13 protein-coding genes are annotated in these 18,225 nt (G+C 64.7%); 7 read left to right on the top strand and 6 right to left on the bottom strand.

Going from position 1 to position 18,225, the window contains the following annotated elements:
- Window positions 1-81: 81 nt before the first annotated feature.
- Window positions 82-654 (top strand): NAD(P)H-dependent oxidoreductase, encoded by a 573-nt coding sequence (locus tag KF838_15210; protein QYK48127.1) that lies wholly within the window; start codon window positions 82-84, stop codon window positions 652-654.
- A 216-nt stretch (window positions 655-870) separates the two neighbouring features.
- On the opposite strand, the gene KF838_15205 is transcribed toward KF838_15210, so the two are convergent.
- Together KF838_15205 and KF838_15200 are read right to left on the bottom strand one after the other, a co-directional pair.
- On the bottom strand, window positions 871-2,172 hold the full coding sequence (locus tag KF838_15205; GenBank protein QYK48126.1) for an RtcB family protein: 1,302 nt from the start codon (window positions 2,170-2,172) through the stop codon (window positions 871-873).
- Between the two features lie 30 nt (window positions 2,173-2,202).
- Complete coding sequence (locus tag KF838_15200) at window positions 2,203-2,712, bottom strand: hypothetical protein (GenBank protein QYK48125.1); 510 nt, start codon at window positions 2,710-2,712, stop codon at window positions 2,203-2,205.
- A gap of 115 nt (window positions 2,713-2,827) precedes the next feature.
- Here KF838_15200 and KF838_15195 point away from each other — a divergent pair, with 115 nt between their 5' ends.
- Window positions 2,828-4,369, top strand: coding sequence for a SpoVR family protein (locus KF838_15195; GenBank protein ID QYK48124.1), 1,542 nt, complete (start codon window positions 2,828-2,830; stop codon window positions 4,367-4,369).
- A gap of 457 nt (window positions 4,370-4,826) precedes the next feature.
- Here KF838_15195 and KF838_15190 read toward each other — a convergent pair whose 3' ends face one another.
- From KF838_15190 to KF838_15180, 3 genes are all read right to left on the bottom strand, one after another.
- Window positions 4,827-5,384, bottom strand: a complete 558-nt coding sequence (locus tag KF838_15190) for a transposase (protein QYK48123.1) — start codon at window positions 5,382-5,384, stop codon at window positions 4,827-4,829.
- Window positions 5,371-6,255: a hypothetical protein gene (locus tag KF838_15185; GenBank protein ID QYK48122.1), complete on the bottom strand. Its 885-nt coding sequence runs from the start codon at window positions 6,253-6,255 to the stop codon at window positions 5,371-5,373. The genes KF838_15190 and KF838_15185 overlap by 14 nt, the downstream gene beginning before the upstream one ends.
- Window positions 6,256-6,706: 451 nt before the next feature.
- A complete protein-coding gene (locus tag KF838_15180) occupies window positions 6,707-7,984 on the bottom strand; it encodes a hypothetical protein (protein QYK48121.1) in 1,278 nt (425 codons plus the stop codon).
- Between the two features lie 462 nt (window positions 7,985-8,446).
- Here KF838_15180 and KF838_15175 point away from each other — a divergent pair, with 462 nt between their 5' ends.
- Both KF838_15175 and KF838_15170 read left to right on the top strand, forming a co-directional pair.
- Window positions 8,447-9,154, top strand: a complete 708-nt coding sequence (locus tag KF838_15175) for a response regulator (GenBank protein ID QYK48120.1) — start codon at window positions 8,447-8,449, stop codon at window positions 9,152-9,154.
- Between the two features lie 58 nt (window positions 9,155-9,212).
- The gene (locus KF838_15170; GenBank protein QYK48119.1) at window positions 9,213-10,700 is read left to right on the top strand and encodes a hypothetical protein; all 1,488 of its coding nucleotides are present in this window, start codon (window positions 9,213-9,215) and stop codon (window positions 10,698-10,700) included.
- On the opposite strand, the gene KF838_15165 is transcribed toward KF838_15170, so the two are convergent.
- Window positions 10,690-11,130 carry a hypothetical protein gene (locus KF838_15165; protein QYK48118.1) on the bottom strand — a complete coding sequence of 147 codons (441 nt, stop codon included), beginning with the start codon at window positions 11,128-11,130 and terminating at the stop codon, window positions 10,690-10,692. The genes KF838_15170 and KF838_15165 overlap by 11 nt on opposite strands.
- A 176-nt stretch (window positions 11,131-11,306) precedes the next feature.
- Here KF838_15165 and KF838_15160 point away from each other — a divergent pair, with 176 nt between their 5' ends.
- From KF838_15160 to KF838_15150, 3 genes are all read left to right on the top strand, one after another.
- Window positions 11,307-12,290 carry a PhoH family protein gene (locus tag KF838_15160; protein QYK48117.1) on the top strand — a complete coding sequence of 328 codons (984 nt, stop codon included), beginning with the start codon at window positions 11,307-11,309 and terminating at the stop codon, window positions 12,288-12,290.
- Complete coding sequence (locus KF838_15155; GenBank protein QYK48116.1) at window positions 12,287-14,719, top strand: HDIG domain-containing protein; 2,433 nt, start codon at window positions 12,287-12,289, stop codon at window positions 14,717-14,719. Before KF838_15160 ends, KF838_15155 begins: the two co-directional genes overlap by 4 nt.
- Window positions 14,720-15,047: 328 nt before the next feature.
- Window positions 15,048-18,005 carry a DNA translocase FtsK gene (locus KF838_15150; protein QYK48115.1) on the top strand — a complete coding sequence of 986 codons (2,958 nt, stop codon included), beginning with the start codon at window positions 15,048-15,050 and terminating at the stop codon, window positions 18,003-18,005.
- The last annotated feature ends 220 nt before the right edge of the window (window positions 18,006-18,225 follow it).

Genomic DNA, 18,225 nt, shown 5'->3' with positions numbered 1-18,225 from the left:
AAGGTCGCATCCTTGGTGGAGCGGGGCGGACGCCCCCGACTCCGGTCTTTCCATTCCTCTTGAACACACACGAGGTCTGACATGTCCATCCGCATCCTCGCCTTCTCCGGCTCTCTCCGCACCGGCTCCTACAACCACCTGATGGTCCAGAACGCCGCCAACGGCGCGAAGGCCGCGGGCGCGGAGGTCACCATCATCCGTCTCGCCGACTTCAACCTGCCTTTGTTCGATGAAGACCTCGAAGCCAAAGGCACGCCCGACGGGGCCAAGCGCCTGAAGGAACTCATGAAGTCGCACCACGGACTTCTGATCGCCTCGCCGGAGTACAACTCCTCCGTCACCGCCGCCCTGAAGAACGCCATCGACTGGGCCTCGCGCCCCGCCCCCGGCGAGAAGCCCCTGGAGTGCTTCGCCTACAAGGTCGCGGGCATCATGGGCGCGTCCCCCGGCAATCTCGGCGGCCTGCGCGGCCTCGTCCACCTCCGCGCCATCCTCGGCAACATCCAGACCCTTGTCATCCCCGACCAGATCGCACTCATCAAGGCCCACGAGCAGTTCGACGACAAGGGCATCATCAAGGACGAGAAGCAGCGCGCCGCCGTCGAGAGCATCGGCAAGCGCGTCGCCGAGGTCGCACGCAAGCTCAATGGGTGAACAAAGAAGTAGGACTCACCACAGAGGCACAGAGGGCACAGAGAAAGACTCGGGGAATGAGAATCGAAAGGGGCTTCTTTGCTTGTGGGTCGCCGATCAACTGGCGGAGTGAATGTGTCGGGAACATCTGTTGTGAATTACTCCAGCTTCCCTGATTCCGCTTTCCTCTCTGTGTCCTCTGTGCCTCAGTGGTGAGTCCTGTCTTTGCCTTGGCTTTCAGTCTTCCGCCTTCTCCCCCTCCGGCGCCATCTTCACCAGCTTCGGATCAAACTGCGCCACAACCCGCACCAGATCCCGCTGCCGCGCCATCACCGTGTGGATGTCCTTGTAGACATCCGGCGCCTCATCCACGCCCGCGGACAGCACCGTGATCTCCAGCTCCCTCAGCTTCTTCTTCACGTTCCCCCACGCGATCGACTCCCGCGCCTTCGTGCGTGACATCACGCGTCCCGCCCCGTGGCTCGCCGAGTGCAAGGACGCATCGCTCCCCAATCCCATCACCACGAACCCCGGCTGCGCCATCGAACCCGGGATCACGCCCATCACGCCCGCCCCCGCCGGCGTCGCCCCCTTTCGGTGGACATAGACCTCTTCCGACTTCCCATTGATCGTGTGCGTCTCCTTCCACGCGAAGTTGTGGTGGTTCTCGACGTCCGCGATGACCTCCGCCCCGAGGTTCTTCGCGATCGCGTCGTGGATACACGCGTGATTCGCCGCGGCATACTCCCCCATCAGGTTCATCGCACCCCAATACGCCCGCCCCTCCTCCGTATCCATGTCCAGCCACGCCAGGAACCTCTGGTCCTTCGGCAGGTCCGGGCGCATTGACATCGCGAGCTTGGAGTAGTGATCGCACACCGCCGCGCCCGTGCCGCGCGACCCCGAGTGCGACAAGAGGGCAAGATATGTCCCGGGCGCGAGATCGAATCGCGCGTGCGAGCCCCCCTCGCTCGACTGGTTCACCGCGCTCGCCCCGTGCGGCGCATCCTCGCGCACCGTCAGCACCCCGAACTCGACGAAGTGATTGCCGCTGCCGCTGGTGCCGAGTTGGCCCCACGCCTTGTCCTTGTTCCGCGCTGTCACCGGTGAGACGTTCCAGTCCATGTCCAGCACCGGGTGCAGCTTCCGCTTCTTGAACGCCCCGCCGACGCCGAAGCACGTCTCCGTCTCGATCGCGTCCGTCAGGCGCTTGCGACCGTGCTCCGTCGCCAGCGTCGACGCGGGCAGATCGAGCACCGTCATCTTCATGCGGCAGGCGATGTCAACCCCCACGGCATACGGCACCACCGCGTTGCGAGTGGCCAGCACGCCCCCGATCGGCAGGCCGTATCCGACGTGCGCATCGGGCATGAGCGCGCCCGCCGCGGCAACCGGCAAGCCGCACGCCGCGTGCAGTTGATCGAATGCGGGCTTGTCGAAGTCCTCGCCGATCTCGCCCCACATGGAATACGCGCAGCGCGAGCCGTCGGCTGCGTGATGCCGTGCCGAACTGTGAGAATGCTGGCTCTCAGTGCTCATCCGGAGTTGTTCGCCTCCCGCACCAGTGAGTCAAATACCTTCGTGTGTGGACGGCAGACTCTCATCTACTTTCCGCGGCACATCGAGCTCCACGGAGCGATAGAAGTCGTAGACGCTCTCTTCCGGGCCGAGCTGGACGCGCTTGTAGGCCTTCGCGATGGGCGCTGAGTAGTTGTCGCTCCCGATTCGCACCACGGGGAACATGCCGAGCATGGGGCTTGGCGGGGCGGCCCACTCCGCCCCGAGGTGGCGGCGCATGACCTCGCCGACATAACAGCCGAAGCAGAAGATGGGATCGACCAGGTGCCGCACGCGCAGCCCGTCTTCGCGTAGCGTCAGGAGCAGCCGATCGACTTCCCTGAGACTCTCGGGCGTGTGGTCGAGGGTCACGCCCTCGATGCGCAAGGTCGCTTCCACGATCGCGTCCGCCATGCTTGGCAGGTTGTCGAGTTCCGGAACAGCCGGCACCTTGAACCGACGCCACTCCTGATGGCCGACCGGCATGCCGAGAAAGGCCAGCAGTTTCTTGGAGATACCCATCGCCACATGGTCCCGATTCTCCCGAAAGAACGCAAACCCCACGCTCATTCCCTCGATCTTCCGCTCCGTTTCTCGCGTATGGACCATAGGGAATCGAGCCGATAAGAGGGGGACCATGGCAGGAACGCCGCACACCGAACTGAGCCCCGAACTCCTCGCCCACATGCAGGCCATCAAGGCCAAGGCCAGCGAGTACGGGCTGGACTTCTTCGAGGTCGTTTACGAGGTTCTCGACTTCGAGACCATGAACCAGATCGCGGCCTTCGGCGGCTTCCCCGTCCGCTACCCGCACTGGCGCTGGGGGATGGAGTATGAGAAGCTCTCCAAGCGCGACGCCTACGGGCTCGGGCGCATCTACGAGATGGTCATCAACAACGACCCCTGCTACGCCTACCTCCAGGAATCCAACAGCGTCACCGATCAGAAGCTGGTGATGGCCCACGTCTACGGGCACTCCGACTTCTTCAAGAACAACCTTTGGTTCAGCAAGACCAACCGCAAGATGATGAACGAGATGGCCAACCACGCCACGCGTGTGCGCCGTCACATCGAACGCCAGGGACTCGAGACCGTCGAACGGTTCATCGATCACTGCCTTGCGCTTGAGCACCTGATCGATCCGCACTCGATGTTCATGGCCCGCGAAGAGCCGCACCGTGGGGCGGGCTCTGATGACGCGGGCGGCTTCGAGCCCCACAAGCTCCCCGCCAAGGGGTACATGGATCCCTTCATCAATCCCGAGCAGGAGATGCAGCGGCAGCGGGACGCGCACGCCGCGGAGCTGAAGTCGGGGAAGGGACGGATCCCCGAGCGGCCGACGCGTGACGTGCTGCTGTTTCTTCTGCGGCACGCGAGACTGGACGAGTGGCAGCAGGACATCCTCTCGATCATCCGCGACGAGGCGTACTACTACGCGCCGCAGGGCATGACGAAGATCATGAACGAGGGGTGGGCCACCTACTGGCACTCCAAGCTCATGACCCAGCACTTCCTCGAAGCCAAAGAGATCATCGACTACGCCGAGCAGCACTCGGGCGTGGTGCACATGCCGCCGGGCGGGTTCAACCCGTACAAGATCGGCGTGGAACTCTGGAAGGAGATCGAGCGGCGGTGGAACCGCGGCCAGCACGGCGCGGCGTGGGAGTCGCTGGATTCCATCGGCCAGAAAGAGGCGTTCGACGACAAGTCGATGAAGGGGCGGGAGAAGATCTTTGAGGTGCGCCGGATCTACAACGATGTGTCGTTCATCGATGAGTTCCTGACGCCGGAGTTTGTTGATCGCTACCAGATGTACCAGTTCAGGAAGGACCCGCAGACGGGCGAGGTGCGCATCGTGACGCGCGACTTTGACCGCATCAAGCAGACGCTGCTCTTCCAGATGACCAACATGGGGCAGCCGTTCCTGTATGTCGTCGATGGCAACTACATGAACCGGGGCGAGCTCTTCCTCTCGCACCAGTTCGTCGGGCTGGAGATTGATGCTTCGAAGGCGACGCAGGCGCTGAAGTCGCTCCGCGCCATATGGGGAAGGCCCGTGCACCTGATGATCCGCGTCAATGAGGACAACTGGCTGTACTCGGCGGTGGAGTTGCATGGGGAGCCGAAGCGGGAGAAAGTGGGCGAGGATCTGGCGAAGCCGGCGCATGGGTTGATGTGAGCGCGTGACAGCGGGCCCGGCTGAGCGGGCGGGTGGGCGGGCCAGATGGGCGGAATGGTGAGTGGTTGGTTTGTGGTTACGCCGCGGGTCGGTCGCGGGCGCGGGCGCGGTGTGAAGGGTCGTGCGCGGCGCGTGTGGAGCCCGCGGCGGCGCGGAGGGAGGGCGGGCTGGGCGCGACGACGGGTGAAACAGAGCCGCGGCGTGCACGATCGGGGGTGATTGTGTGGGAGTCGGGTGCTCGCGATAAGTTGGAAGAAGACCCCGAGCTCGCGCTCGGGGCTCCCTTTTGCGCGCGTTGATCGGCGCGTGTTTCGGGAGCCGCGGCGGGTGCAGAAGCGGGAGACGAGGTCCGCTCAGTCACGTTCGCGGTTCCACGATTCAGTTTGGCTGGCTGGGTTGGTGTGTCGGGCGCGTGGGAAGAGGAGCAAGAAGACCCCGAGCTCGCGAGCTTTTTGCGTCATCGCTTCATTGCCTGTGTGTGTCGATCAAGGATGATGATGGCTTGGATCCATCGACGGACCCGCTCGATGCCGCGCACGTGCGGCGGGATAAGCCCCACATGGTGGGTCATTTCCAGGCGTGCAAACACACGCTCGATCACGCGCCGGAGTGACAGCAGGCCCCTGCCGAAGCCCGTCATGCTCTGCTCCAGCATGTCGATGGCTCGACGGCGGTCCGGATGCGTTCCGGACCGCCGCACGCCGCGACCCACGCGGCAGTCCTTCCGCGGAACCACCAGTTGTCCGCCCTTGCACGCGCAGAGTTCATAGAGCTTCACGCTGTCGTAGTTCGAGTCGGCCAGCACATACCCGTTCAACTCCATGTCTCGCATCATCCGCTTGGCCATCACTGCTTCATGGCAGTGCATGGGCGTGAGACGCCAGGAGACGATCGAGCCCGCGAGATCGCAGATCGCATGGAGCTTGTAGCCGCGCAGTCCCCATGCGCCGAAGGTCGCGGTCCGGTCTCCGGAGTGCGAGGCGACGCGCAGGGCCTTGCCGTCAAGAGCCAGCACCAACGCTCCCGATGCAGAGACCAGATTCTCCGCCTCCGCCGCGGCAAGTAACGCCTGGACGCTGGTGGTTCTCAGCCGCCGGCTCATCCTGCTTGGCGAGGGCAATCGACCACGCCGCCACAACGGCCATGCATCGCGTCGGCACGCCCAGGAGGTGGGTCGTCGGTGCAAGACGGCCCAGAGAAAGGTCAGCACGATGTCCGCATCGGTGAAGGTGAAGCGACCGCCACGCGGGCTCCGATCCAGCTTCCGCACGCTCGCCGCCAACACCCTCCAACTCGCGTTGTCCATGCTCGGTCTCCTGTCTGGCAGCTCCACCAGTGGGACCGAGCATGGCATGAGCCATCAGATCGCGCAAGTCTCCACAATGGAAACACTTGGAACACATGGCGCAAAATGCTCTCGCGCTCGGGGCTCCCTTTTGCGCGCGTTGATCTGGAGCGGGTTTCGGTGCTAAAGCTCGCGATTCGCGGGCGATGGTGGTGGCGGTGCGGCGGATGAGTTCGGCGTGGCGGTGGAGGGTGCGCTGGTCGGACTCGGGGTCGCGGCCGGTGGGCTGCGGCGCGGGGCTCTCAAGGACGTCGAGGAGTTTGCGGAGTGAGATGGGACGCGCGGTCTGGCCGAGGAGGCGGGCGCGGATGGTGAGGAGCTGGTCGTAGGCGTCGATCTCGGCCTGGACCTCGGGCGTGTTGATGTAGTCGATGAGTGTGAGGAAGGGGATGTTGAGGTGTGCCGCGAGGCGGTCGAGGGGGAGGTTGGCCCTGAGCATGTCGAGGACGAGGAGGTGGGCCCAGCGCTGGCGCGGGGAAATGGGGTCGGCGGGGGTGGCGTGGTGGGGCGCGTCGTGTGTGAGGTCGGGTGAGGCGATCATGCCTGGAATGTACGACGCGGCCGCGTGGATGCAAGCGCGGGGTGGGTGCGTCACTGACAGACGTCTGTCAGTGTCTGTTGGAACAGATATTGGAAGTCGTTGGGAGAGAAGGGGATAGGGGAGGGAGGAAAAAAGTGACGGAGTGACGAAGTGACGCAGTGACAGAGTGGGGAAGGCATAAGGCAGGAGCCGCGGAGGCAGGAAGGGGCGGAGGGGGCAAAGGGGGCGGTCATCGAGCTGATGCACGATGAGTGCAAGACTTGCCTACGAACTGGCGTGTTGCCGGGCTCAGTCAGGCGATCGCTGAGCCGTCCACCGCGGCATGCAGGAAGCAAAAAGCAACCGGGCGGACCTTGCGGCCCGCCCGGTGTAGTCGCGTTTTCACACCCGGAGAACTGGCCTTGAGGGCCTGGGTGTGTGTTTCAGCCCTGGATCCCAAGTAGAGCCAGGATCAGAACAGGAGCTGGAACTGGGCCCGGATGCCCCACTGATCGTCATCGGAGGAGGGGAGGAGGTTGTAGCCGGTGCTGGGGGAAACGATGTCGGTCTCGTCAGTGCGATCGAGGTACCAGAGGACGTCAACCGTCAGCTTGGCGGCGTGGGACTCTTCGACGAAGTAGTGGTTCCAGCCGAAGGTGAGGGTCGTGAAGTCATCGTCGCCGGCAGCGTCGCTATCCGGGAAGAGCATGTCCCAGCGGGCGAAGAGCTCGTCCTTGTTGGTGACGAAGACGCCGCCCTGAACGACGAAGCCCCAGTCATCGCGATCGGAAGAGCTGGCGGGCTCGGTGTTGGTCCAGATGACCGCGCCGAAGAGGTTCCAGCCCTTGCCCTCGACGCTGACGTCGGCGGTGAGGCCGAAGAGCTCGGAGTCGATGGTGCCGCCGGTCTCGCCGCCGTCCTGCCAGTGGACCGCACCACCGAAGAGGAGGCCGACGTTCTCAGCGGAGCGCCACGAGGTGAAGTCCTTGAAGCGGCTCCAGGAACCGACGGTGTTGTACTCGATGCGTGCGGTGAGGGCGTAGTCGGCCTCAGCGCTGCTGGTGAAGTCGCTGTTGGCAGCGCGGTAGCCATCGGTGAAGGCGCCGATGATGCGGAAGTTGTCGTTGTGCCACTCAAGGGCGAGGCCCTGGGTGCGGTCGGCGTTGAAGGTCTCGTTCATGGTGGAACGATCAGCCGCGAGCTGGTACTTGCTGGAGACCATCTCCTCGCGGTTGAAGGGGACCTTGAACTGACCCCAGGACATGGTCAGGTTCTCGTTGAAGTCGTAAGCGACCCAGGCGTCCTCGAGGACGAAGTTGCCGCCGCCGCTGCTGAAGGACTCCTCACCGACCTCGGTGGTCTTGTCGCCGGCGTTGAAGGCACCGACAACCATGAAGTGGAGGTTGGGGTTGAGGACGTTGCCGGTGAACTCGAGCTTGGTGCGGCGAGTCTGGAAGCCGTGGGTGAACTCGTCGTTCTGATCGGGAGCGGAGTCACGATCGCGGAAGTTCATGTTGTAGCGGAACTGGACCTGTCCGCCGACGTTGAGGCGGAAGTTGTCGCCGTCCGCCATGTAGAAGCCCTTGCCATCGTGGCCGGCGTCAGCGCCAGCGGCGAGGAGCGAGGTGCGATTGGCGGCGTCGGCCTTCATGTTGGCCAGCTCAGCGCGAGACTGGTCAAGGGTGGGGTCCTGAGCGCTGGCGATGGTCGCCAGGCCCGCCACGAGAAACAGTGCAGTCGTCTTCTTCATGCTTAACTCCTTCGAAGGGTGGGCTGCATGTTAGCAGCCGCAAGTTCCAATGCTAGTCCTGACTACGCTTTTCAAACTGCGGGTTTGACGCCGCGTGTCCCGCCGATTGGTGCGCCCCACGAGGAGGCATCGCCGGGTTGGTCCACAGGGTCCATCGGTCCGAACGTCCGAGAGTTCAACACAATCTCGGAGAAATATGCTAGTACTTACTCTCTTTGCTGTCCAGTCGCAGGATGTGCGCTCAGACCCCCGACAGCAGGCCCCAGCCCCCCTATTCTGGCGCAAGTGCTTGCCAGGACAGAGGAAAGGGATTTTTACCGGGTGAGTGCGATGCTCGCCACACTTCGCGCAATCCAAACGGGAAAGGGCTGGCAGAGGCCGGGGGGGTGCGTCTACGCTCTTCACAATCGAATCGGTTTTTGATCGAATGACCGTAATCCATTGCGAATAGGCGGTTTACACATGCCTGCCGCGGCCCACATCCTGGTCGTCGATGACGAGAGCGATCTTGTTGATCTGGTGTCATACAACTTGAAGAAAAGTGGTTATGAGACCTCTATCGCCACTGACGGGAGGCAGGCGTTGCAGCAGGTCGCCAAGGTGCATCCGGATCTTGTGATCCTGGATGTGATGATGCCGGGGCTGTCTGGAACTGAGGTGCTGACGCGCTTGCGTTCGGAGGCGGCGACGGCAAAGTTGCCTGTGATCATGCTGACGGCCAAGAGCGAGGAGGTCGATCAGGTCGTCGGCCTGACCGTGGGCGCGGATGATTATGTGACCAAGCCGTTCTCGGTGAAGGTGCTGATGGCGAGGGTCGAGTCGCTGCTTCGTCGGTCGAGGGGACCGACGCAGGATCGACAGACGCTGGAGATCCAGGGCGTTCAGTTGGATCTTGGGACGCATGAGGCCACGGTCGACGGCGAGCCGGTGAAACTGACCGTGACGGAGTTTCGCCTGTTGGTCTCGCTGCTGCAGGCGAACGGTCGCGTGTTGAGCCGCTCGGCGTTGATGGCGCGAGCGATGGGGCCGGGGATCACGGTCACGGAGCGGACCATCGACGTGCATGTGACGGCGATCCGGAAGAAGCTTGGGCGCTGGTCGCACCTCGTGAAGACGGTGCGGGGCGTCGGGTACCGCATCGCGGACGAGCCGGACGAGGGGGATGAGTGAGCGAGGGCGGCGGGTCTGGTTCGCGTTGTGCGGGTGATGGTGCGACAATCGGCATGCCATGAGTGCGGATCGTGAGAGGAACCAGAGTTCGGCCGCGGTCGCCCGCGCGAGATTCGTCGCCATTGCGATGGCCGCGCTGTTGGTGTGCGTTGGGATCGGCCTCTCTGTCGGGTTGGCGAGCTGGGTTGCGGCTCCGCTGCTGATCCTGCTGGGCGTGGTCGGGACGGTCGCGCTGCTGCGTGCGAACGATCTCTTAAGTGCCGAGCGCGAGTGGGCGCGGCGCGAGTTGGTGCGTGAGGTGTGGGAGCGAGTGGGCGACTCGCCAGTCGCTGGGCCTGAGACGACGAGTGAGTTGGCGGAGCGTATTGATCGATCGGGTCAAGGGATCCGCGAGAGGCGGGACGCGCTCGAGGCGCTCGTGGTCGAGATTGATGTGGCGATCATCGGGCTCGACCCTTCGGGGGTCGCGTGGATCGCGAACGACGCGGCGCACGCGTTGTTCGGTCCTTCGCTCGAGGGACGCCACGTCGAAGAGATCTTCACGCAGCCGGTCGTGGTTGCGCTGGCATCTGGGGCGCGGCGCGGCTCAGCGCGTCAGGCGCGCGTGCGTCTGGCCCGCCCGGGCGGCGCACTGATTCTGGATGTCTCGGCGATGCCTCTCGGGAGCCGGGCGGATCGGGAGGAGGGCTTGGCCCCGGGTGTGGTGCCGGCGATTGAGGAGGACGGGGTGCGACGGCCGCGCCGCTGCGCGGTTGCGATGACCTTTCGGGATGTGACGGAACTGGCGACGGCGGTGCAGTTGAAGACGGACTTCGTGGCGAACGCGTCGCACGAGTTGCGCACGCCGCTGGCGGCTATTCGGGCGTCTGTCGAGACGATCCAGGACGCGGCGGACGATGACCCTGAGGCGAGGGCGAGGTTTCTGCGGACGATCGCGGGCGCGACGACGCGGCTTGAGGATCTCTGCCGCGATCTGATGGATCTCTCGAAAGTAGAGACGATCGAGACTTCGGTTGAGCGTGTGCCGGTGTCGATGGACGCGGTGGCGGACGAGCTCTCAGGGCACTTCGAGTCTGCGTGCGCTGAGAGGAAGCTGACGCTGAGCTTTGAGATCGATCCGAGCACGCGCGTGATTCGGACGGATCAGCGGCTGTTCGGGCTGATTCTGCGGAATCTGATCGAGAACTCGACGAAATTCGCGTATGCCGGATCGACGGTGCGCGTGCGTCTGACGCCGGGAGCGCAGCAGAGCGACCTGACGGAGCGAGCGGATCTGGTCGTCGAAGTGATCGACCTGGGCATCGGCATCCCGATCGGGCTGCAGGCGCGGATCTTCGAGCGGTTCTTTCAGGCGGATCCCGCGCGAGCGGGGAACGGGAAGCGCGGCACCGGGCTGGGTCTGGCGATCGTGAAGCACGCGGTGCGTGCGCTGGGTGGGCGGATCTCGGTGGACTCGGTGTGGAAGCAGGGAACGACGATGCGCGTCGAGCTGCCGGATGCGGTTGAGACAGGGTCGGCGGGCAGCGATGCCCGGCTTACCACGTGATGCGGTAGACGCCGCGGCCCCGGAGTTGCTCCATCCGCTTGGCGGCGGATTCGAGGATGAGGCGTTCGGTCTCTGGGTCGCCGAAGCGACCGATGCGGCACGTCATGTGGACAGGGATCGGCCCGCCTTCGGTCTGGGCAGACCCGACCCTGACGATGAGTTCGCCGGGTTCGTCACGGGCGTTACGGAGTTCCCAGACGCGTGAGCCATCGGGCCTGTTCTCGACGGCGACGGGGGCAATCCCGGCACGTGCGAGTGCGGCATCGATGGAGACGTTGATGTCGTCGGCATCGCTGAGGCCGCTATCCTGGGCCGAGCTGCCTTCTTTGCGGTCGATGGTGGCGGGGACGCCCTCGCACCCCCCCATCGCCCCGGTGATGCCACCTATATACAGAGCGGCAAGCAGTGCGAGGGGCTTACGGGGTGTCATGGGTTGGCTCTGCGGCGGCGGGCCGATGGGGTGTGATGATGTCCCTTGTACAGGTGTCATGTGGCTTGAACGGTCTTTGATCGGTCTCGATCGAACCGATCTCTCCATACACTGGTTCATTGGGTCAGGATCATTGAGTCTGGTCCGGGGCAGCCGGACACCGGAGCAATCGACACTTGGAACTCACGATACACGTTCCTGCTGGTCCTGAGCGTGTGGGCCTGCTTGGGTCTGCGGAGCGGAACCTGAAGATGCTGCGCGAGACACTCGGGGTCAGTGTTACGGCACGTGACGATACCATCCGAGTGAGCGGAGATCACGCGGCGGTTTCTGTGGCCAGGGCGGTGATCGACCGGATCGGGCGGGCTTCGCGTCAGGGTGAGCCCCTGTCGCGCGAGCAGGTGCTGGACCTGATCGCGACGGAGTCGGGGCGAAGGGACTCGGAGAACGGATCGGGGTTCCGGCTTTCGGCGTATGCGGGCGGTCGCCAGATCACCGCGAGGTCGGAGAACCAGCGGGTCTATATCGATGCGATCAACAGCAACGACCTCGTGATCGCGACCGGGCCGGCGGGGACGGGCAAGACGTATCTCGCGGTAGCGGCGGCGGTGCATCTGCTGCGGACGGAGCAGGTGCGGAAGGTTGTGCTTGCAAGACCGGCGGTCGAGGCGGGCGAGAAGCTCGGATTCCTGCCGGGGGACATCGAGGCGAAGGTGAACCCGTATCTGCGGCCGCTGCTTGATGCGCTGCACGACATGATGGAGTATGCGCAGATTCGTCGCTTCATGGAGAGCGATGTGGTGGAGCTTGTGCCTCTGGCGTTCATGCGAGGCAGAACGCTGAACAACGCGGCGATCATCCTGGATGAGGCGCAGAACACGACCCGCGGGCAGATGCAGATGTTCCTGACGCGGATGGGCCACGGCTCAAAGATGATCATCACGGGGGACACGACGCAGATCGATCTGCCGGACCCGCGTGAGTCGGGGCTGATCGATGCGGTCCGTCGGCTTCGCCGGGTGCAGGGGATCGGGCTTGTGAATCTGACGCGTGAGGATGTGGTGCGGCACCCATTGGTGCAGAAGATCGTGGACGCGTATGCAGCGGAAGCCGAGGGGCGCGCGGATGGCGGCGTGCCGGGGGGGGCGGGCGGCGCATGAGCGGACTGCCTTCAAAGTCGCTGGCGAAGGGAACGCGGCGCTCGGCGCGGCCGCGGCGGGTGTCGCGGTTGCGCGGGCGTTCCATGCGGGAACGAATCGGGACGATGCTGCAATCGCCTCGTCTTGGGTGGGGCGCGGCGATCACGCTGCTGTTTGTGGCGGCGTGCTGGTCCCTGACGGTGTGGACGCGGGCACACCCGCTGGTCGCATCCGGGCGGGTGATGAATTGGACGCACGTGTCTCGGGTCGAGTTCAAGGTGGAGGACCCGGAGACGACGCGCCGGAAACGCGATGAGGCGAGGGAGCGCACGCCGCGGGTGTATGTTGCGGATGATGTGCTGTTCGAGGAACTGACGAAGTCTCTGACGAACCTGCCGGCGACGCTGGCGGGGGTTGAGTCGCTGGATGGTGTGGACGCGTCGATCCGGACGGCTTTCGGGCTTACGCCCGAGATGCTGGCGGCGATCCGCGCGATCACGCCGGAGACCACGCCGACCTGGTCGGATCGGGTGCTGCGTCTGGTGGAGTCGCTGAAGCGGCGTCCGATTCTTGACAAGTCGACGTACCAGAAGGAGTCGCAGGAGGGTCTGCACGCGACGATCCTGCTCAGGGTCGGATCGCGTCTGGTGCAGGACGTGAATCGGCGCGCGGTGCTGAACCTGGAGGACCCGGTTCACTTCTCAGAAGATGTGCGCGCGATGGCGACGCAGGCGGGTCTCTCGGGCGTGCTCGCCGATCTTGTGATGAACCGCGTGAGGTCGTTGGGAAGGCCGACGTACTCGCTCGACACGGGCGCGACGGCGGCGGCTCAGGCGATCGCGGCGGAGTCGGTCGAGCAGGAGGTGCGGACGATCGCGGCGGGTCAGATTCTCTTCCGGCGCGGCGAGGTGCTGACGCAAGCGCAGCTCGATCTGGTTCGGGCCGAGGCGGAGGCGTGGAAGGAACTCGCGGAGCCGTGGCGTCTGCGGGTTCGGAACATCAGTCTGCTGGGCGCGGTGTCGGCGATCGGGCTGGCGATGGCCGGGTACGCGGTACTCTTCTGCCCTGCGGTGAGGCGGAATCCGCTGCGGATGGCGGCGCTCGCGGCACTGGCGGTCGGGATGCTGGCGTTGGCGTGCGTGGGGACCGTGTCGGATCCGCGTCTGTTCGGATTGACGGTCACTGCGCCGACGGTGTTCTTCGCGGTGATTGTGGTGATCGCGTATGACCAGCGGGTCGCGCTGGCGTTCGGCGTGCTGCACGGGATCCTGGTGTGCATCGCGCTCAACCAGCCGATCGGCGTGATGGCGCTGATCATCGTGGGCGTCGGGGTGATGGTGTGGAGGTTGAAAGAGATCCGGCATCGCAACTCGCTGGTGGCGACGGCGGTGCTCGACGCGGCGGCGATGGCCGTGGGGATGGTGGTGGTGAGTCTGATCGATCGGCCGATCACGGAGACGACGCTGGTGCACGCGGGGTTCGACGCGGGATGGGCCGCGGTGGGCGGGCTTGCCGTCGGCTTTGTCTCGCTCGGGCTCTTGCCGACGATCGAGCGTCTCTTTGACATCACGACGGGGATGACGCTGATCGAGTTGCGCGACCCGAAGCAGCCGCTGCTTCGCGAGTTGCAGCAGCGCGCGCCGGGGACGTACAACCACTCGCTGAACGTGGCGACGATCGCTGAAGCGGCGGCGGACGCGATCGGCGCGGATGGGCTGCTGACATACGTCGGCGCGCTCTACCACGATATCGGAAAGATCAACAAGCCGGAGTACTTCGTCGAGAACCAGTTCGGCGGTCCGAACAAGCACGACAAACTGAGCCCGGCGATGTCGCTGCTTGTGATTGTCGGGCACGTGAAGGACGGGATGGAGATGGCCCGTGAGTACGGGCTTCCCCGGAAGTTGATGCACTTCATCGAGGCCCACCACGGCACGACGCTTGTGGAGTATTTCTTCAATCGCGCGAAGAAGCAGGCGGAGCGTCCCGGCTCGGACGACAAGGACTCGCCGAGCGAGTTCGAGTATCGGTACCCGGGCCCGCGGCCCCGGACGAAAGAGGTCGCGATCCTGATGGTCGCGGATGCTGTGGAGAGTGCGACGCGGACGCTGGTGGAGCCGACGCCGAGCCGCATCGACGCGCTGGTGCGTGCGATCGCGACCAAGCGATTGACGGACGGGCAGTTCGATGAGTGTGACCTGACGCTGCGTGAGTTGCAGTTGATCGTGGAATCGGTTTCGAAGACGCTGGCGTCGATCTATCACGGACGCATCAGTTACGCGAGCACCGAGCAGATCGCCCGAAACATGGGAACGCACACGACCACGAGCGAGACACGGAACGTTGCACCGGGCACGGCGTCGGGAACAACGCTGGGGACGGCTTCGGGCGGGGGAGGCGGCGCGGAACGCGGAACTTCGCGCGGCACGGATCTGCCTCAGAGCGGTTGAGCGGGCGGGGCCCACGTTCATTTCCGTTTGCGTTATCCAACGCCGCCTTCGGGTTCGGAGATCGGCGGACGCGGGGGGCGGATGCTGCGTCCGATGCTGGTCAGTGACGCGTTCACCAGGGCACTCTCGACGCCGGGCACGAAGCCCTGAACTGGTCGCCGGATCGTCATTCGGTGTTGTATCGCCGCTGCCAGTGTCAGGTCTTTGAGAGGGACATGCCTCCGGGTGGTGCCCCTCCAAAGAGAGTCTGCGGCGGGTGGCGCGAGAGATCGAGGTGGACGCGCGAAGATTGCCGCTTTCTGGCCATGTTGACCGATACCTGTTTGGTATGTCTGGACACACCAAGAAGAAGAACGGGAAGACTCCGCGCGCACAGAGGGCCTCGAAGGGGGACGCCGATTCGTCGCCGCTCGGCAGGCGTGTCGCGTGGCTTGTGGGGATCACGGCGTGGGCGTTCATTGCGCTGGCCGCGGTCTCGTTCGATCCTGCGGACCCTCCGTCACACGCGGTGTGGCCTCAGAACGACCCGGTCGCGAATCTGTGCGGTCCGGTGGGGGCGATGGCCTCGTACCACCTTTTCAAGTTGATGGGTTGGGGGGCGTGGCTGCTGATCGGGTTCAGCGGGTTGGCGATGGTGATGCCGATGCTGGGGCGGGCGGTGACGCACATGATGGTGCGAGCCGCGGGAGTCGTGATTATCGCCTGCTCGGTGAGCGGGATCGTTGCGTTGGTCGCGCCGCGGCTGGGGCCGATCGAGGGTCTTGCGGGCGGAACGATCGGGGCGGTCGTCGCGGAGGAGTTGTTCGCGCGGTTCAAGCAGCTGGGCAGCATGCTGTGGCTGCTGCTGTTCATGGTGATCGGATTGATCGTGGTGTTTGATCGCTGGGTGCTGGCGATTCCCGCGTTGGTGTTCGAGTCGCTGCGTCCGGCGGCGAAGCGGACGGCGGAGGTCGCGGGCGCGACGGCGGTGGGCGTGGGAGAGACGACGGTTCGCGTCGGCGCGAAGGCATCGGGGGGGATCCTGGCGGCGATCGTTGCGCTGTTCAGGAAGCAGCGCGGGACGCGCATCCGCGAGCACGATCTGGATGATGAGCCGGTGGCCCAGCGGGGCGGGGCCCGCGCGAACGGGCGAGCGAAGGGGACCAAGGCGATCATCGCTGGCGCGGCGGCACCGATCGATGAGGATGCGGGCGGGCTCGGCGGCACACAGCCGATCGAGATCGAGCCCAAGAAGCGCAAGCAGCGCGTCGAGAGGGACGAGGAGGAGCAGAGCGGCCCGAGGCCGACGCTGGAGGCCGGGAAGCTCGTGCCCGTGGATGACGATCGGGATGAGGAGGACGACGAGGATGCGCCGGGCGCTCCGCAGGTGTATTCAGAGGACGAGCTGCGCGAGAAGATCGCGAAGCTGCCGGTGCGCTTCGGGCGTGATACGCGCAAGGTCGCGACCGAGGATGACCTGCGTGACCTGCAGGGCGTCTCTGAGATGGAGGGGTACCAGTTCCCCGGGCTCGACCTGCTCGAGGCCCCGGAGGAGAACTTCTCGCAGGTGCTCGAGGAGATGGTGCGGGAGCAGGCCCAGGCGCTGGAGGGCGCGCTCCGCCAGTACAAGATCGACGGCGAGGTGGTGGGGATCGAGTCCGGCCCGGTGATCACGCTGTACGACGTGCGGCTTGCGCCCGGGACGAAGGTCGCGCAGTTGAATGCGATCGATTCGGACATCGCCCGCTCGCTGAAAGCCGTGAACATCCGTATCGTGCCGAACCAGGCGGGGCGGGACACGGTGGGCATCGAGGTGCCGAACCCGACGAAGGAGCGCGTGCGGCTGAAGGAGTTGATGAGCAACTCCGAGGCGTTCGCGAAGATGAAGCTGCCGATGTTCCTGGGGAAGGACGCGGCGGGAGATCCGCTGATCGCGGACCTGACGCAGATGCCTCACATGCTGATCGCGGGAACCACGGGTTCCGGCAAGTCGGTGTGCATGAACACGATCATCATGAGCTTCCTCTATACGAAGAAGCCCAACGAGCTCAAGCTCGTCCTCGTCGATCCGAAGATGGTGGAGATGAGCCAGTTCAAAGACATTCCGCACCTGATGTGCCCGGTGGTGACGGAGATGGCGAAGGCGGCGGCGATCCTTGAGTGGGCGTGCAAGAAGATGGACGAGCGGTACGAGCTGCTGGCGGAGGCGGGCTGCCGCGACATCGCGTCGTACAACGAGTTGGAGTGGGAGGATCTGAAGGCGGCGTTGAACCCTGCGTCACCCGAGGAGGAGGCGCGCATCCCGCGTCGCCTGCCCTACATGGTGTTCATCATCGACGAGCTGGCCGACCTGATGATGACGAACAAGGAGGTCGAGGGTTCGATCATCCGCATCGCGCAGAAGGCCCGCGCGGTCGGGATTCACCTGATCCTGGCGACGCAGCGGCCGCAGGCGAACGTGGTGACGGGACTGATCAAGTCGAACATGCCGTGCCGCATCTCGTTCAAGGTGGCGAGCGGGATGGACTCGCGGATCGTGCTCGATCAGAAGGGGGGCGAGTTGCTGCTGGGTCAGGGCGACATGCTGTACCTGTCGCCACGGACGAGCAAGCTGGTGCGTTCGCAGGGGACGCTGGTCGACGACAAGGAGATCCGGCGGGTCGTCCGGTTCATGCGCGACATCGCGGGGCCGACCTTCGAGCGCCAGCTCATGCAGATTCGTTCGGGCGGCACGGACGAGGAGCGGCTCATCGAGAGCGAGAACAACTCGTCGGCATCGCTCGCGGCGGCGCAGGAAGACCCGATGTTCGACCGCGCGGTGGAGATCGTGCTGGAGTCCGGACGCGGATCGGTGTCGCTCTTGCAGCGACGGCTCGCGATCGGGTACACACGCTCGAGCCGCCTGATTGATCTGATGGGCATCGCGGGGATCATCTCCGACCACAAGGGATCGGTGGCGCGGGACGTGCTCATCACGATCGAGCAGTGGGAGGCGATGAAGCGTCTGGCGGCGGAAGACGAGAAGCGTGAGCAGAGCGCGGGGACGCTCTTTGCGGGCGAGAACGAGGGAGATGGCTCAGGCAGGAGCGTTGCGCCGGCTTCGGAGGAGGCACCGTGGGAAGACGACGAGCAATCGGAGACTTCCTTTGATGATGAGACCGATGAGAACGAGGACGAGTCGGATGATGAAGGCAATGTCGCCGAGATGACCGAGGAGATCGACGAAGAGGGCGAGGAGGGGGACGATGAGCCGCCGGACCCTCGGGTGATCCGTCCGGACCAGCGTCGGAACCAGGGCGCGGCCTGAGCGGCGGGCAGGAATGTCATTGGATGCTCAGGGGCTTCCCGATTCGGGGAAGCCCCTTTCAGTTTGTCGTCGGAGGATACGAGTGGGTGAACCTTGATCCCGATCCGTTCGGTAAGATGATGGGGTCTGGGTTCGGCGAGATTTCGGATCGTTGGAGATTCAATGATCTCAACCTTCTCCACCGTCGAATGTTTGATAGGGGTCGGGTGGGGTTGAACGG

This window comes from Phycisphaeraceae bacterium, assembly GCA_019454185.1.
Taxonomy (GTDB): domain Bacteria; phylum Planctomycetota; class Phycisphaerae; order Phycisphaerales; family UBA1924; genus JAHBWV01.
The sequence above is the reverse complement of the archived record's forward strand: the minus strand, read 5'-3'. Positions and strand labels throughout refer to the sequence as shown.

Coding starts and splice junctions, on each gene's coding strand:
- KF838_15155 (QYK48116.1), top strand. CDS start 12,287: ATGAGCGGACTGCCTTCAAAGTCGCTGGCGAAGGGAACGCGGCGCTCG.
- KF838_15150 (QYK48115.1), top strand. CDS start 15,048: ATGTCTGGACACACCAAGAAGAAGAACGGGAAGACTCCGCGCGCACAG.
- KF838_15195 (QYK48124.1), top strand. CDS start 2,828: ATGGCAGGAACGCCGCACACCGAACTGAGCCCCGAACTCCTCGCCCAC.
- KF838_15170 (QYK48119.1), top strand. CDS start 9,213: ATGAGTGCGGATCGTGAGAGGAACCAGAGTTCGGCCGCGGTCGCCCGC.
- KF838_15180 (QYK48121.1), bottom strand. CDS start 7,984: ATGAAGAAGACGACTGCACTGTTTCTCGTGGCGGGCCTGGCGACCATC.
- KF838_15210 (QYK48127.1), top strand. CDS start 82: ATGTCCATCCGCATCCTCGCCTTCTCCGGCTCTCTCCGCACCGGCTCC.
- KF838_15205 (QYK48126.1), bottom strand. CDS start 2,172: ATGAGCACTGAGAGCCAGCATTCTCACAGTTCGGCACGGCATCACGCA.
- KF838_15185 (QYK48122.1), bottom strand. CDS start 6,255: ATGATCGCCTCACCCGACCTCACACACGACGCGCCCCACCACGCCACC.
- KF838_15175 (QYK48120.1), top strand. CDS start 8,447: ATGCCTGCCGCGGCCCACATCCTGGTCGTCGATGACGAGAGCGATCTT.
- KF838_15200 (QYK48125.1), bottom strand. CDS start 2,712: ATGGGTATCTCCAAGAAACTGCTGGCCTTTCTCGGCATGCCGGTCGGC.
- KF838_15165 (QYK48118.1), bottom strand. CDS start 11,130: ATGACACCCCGTAAGCCCCTCGCACTGCTTGCCGCTCTGTATATAGGT.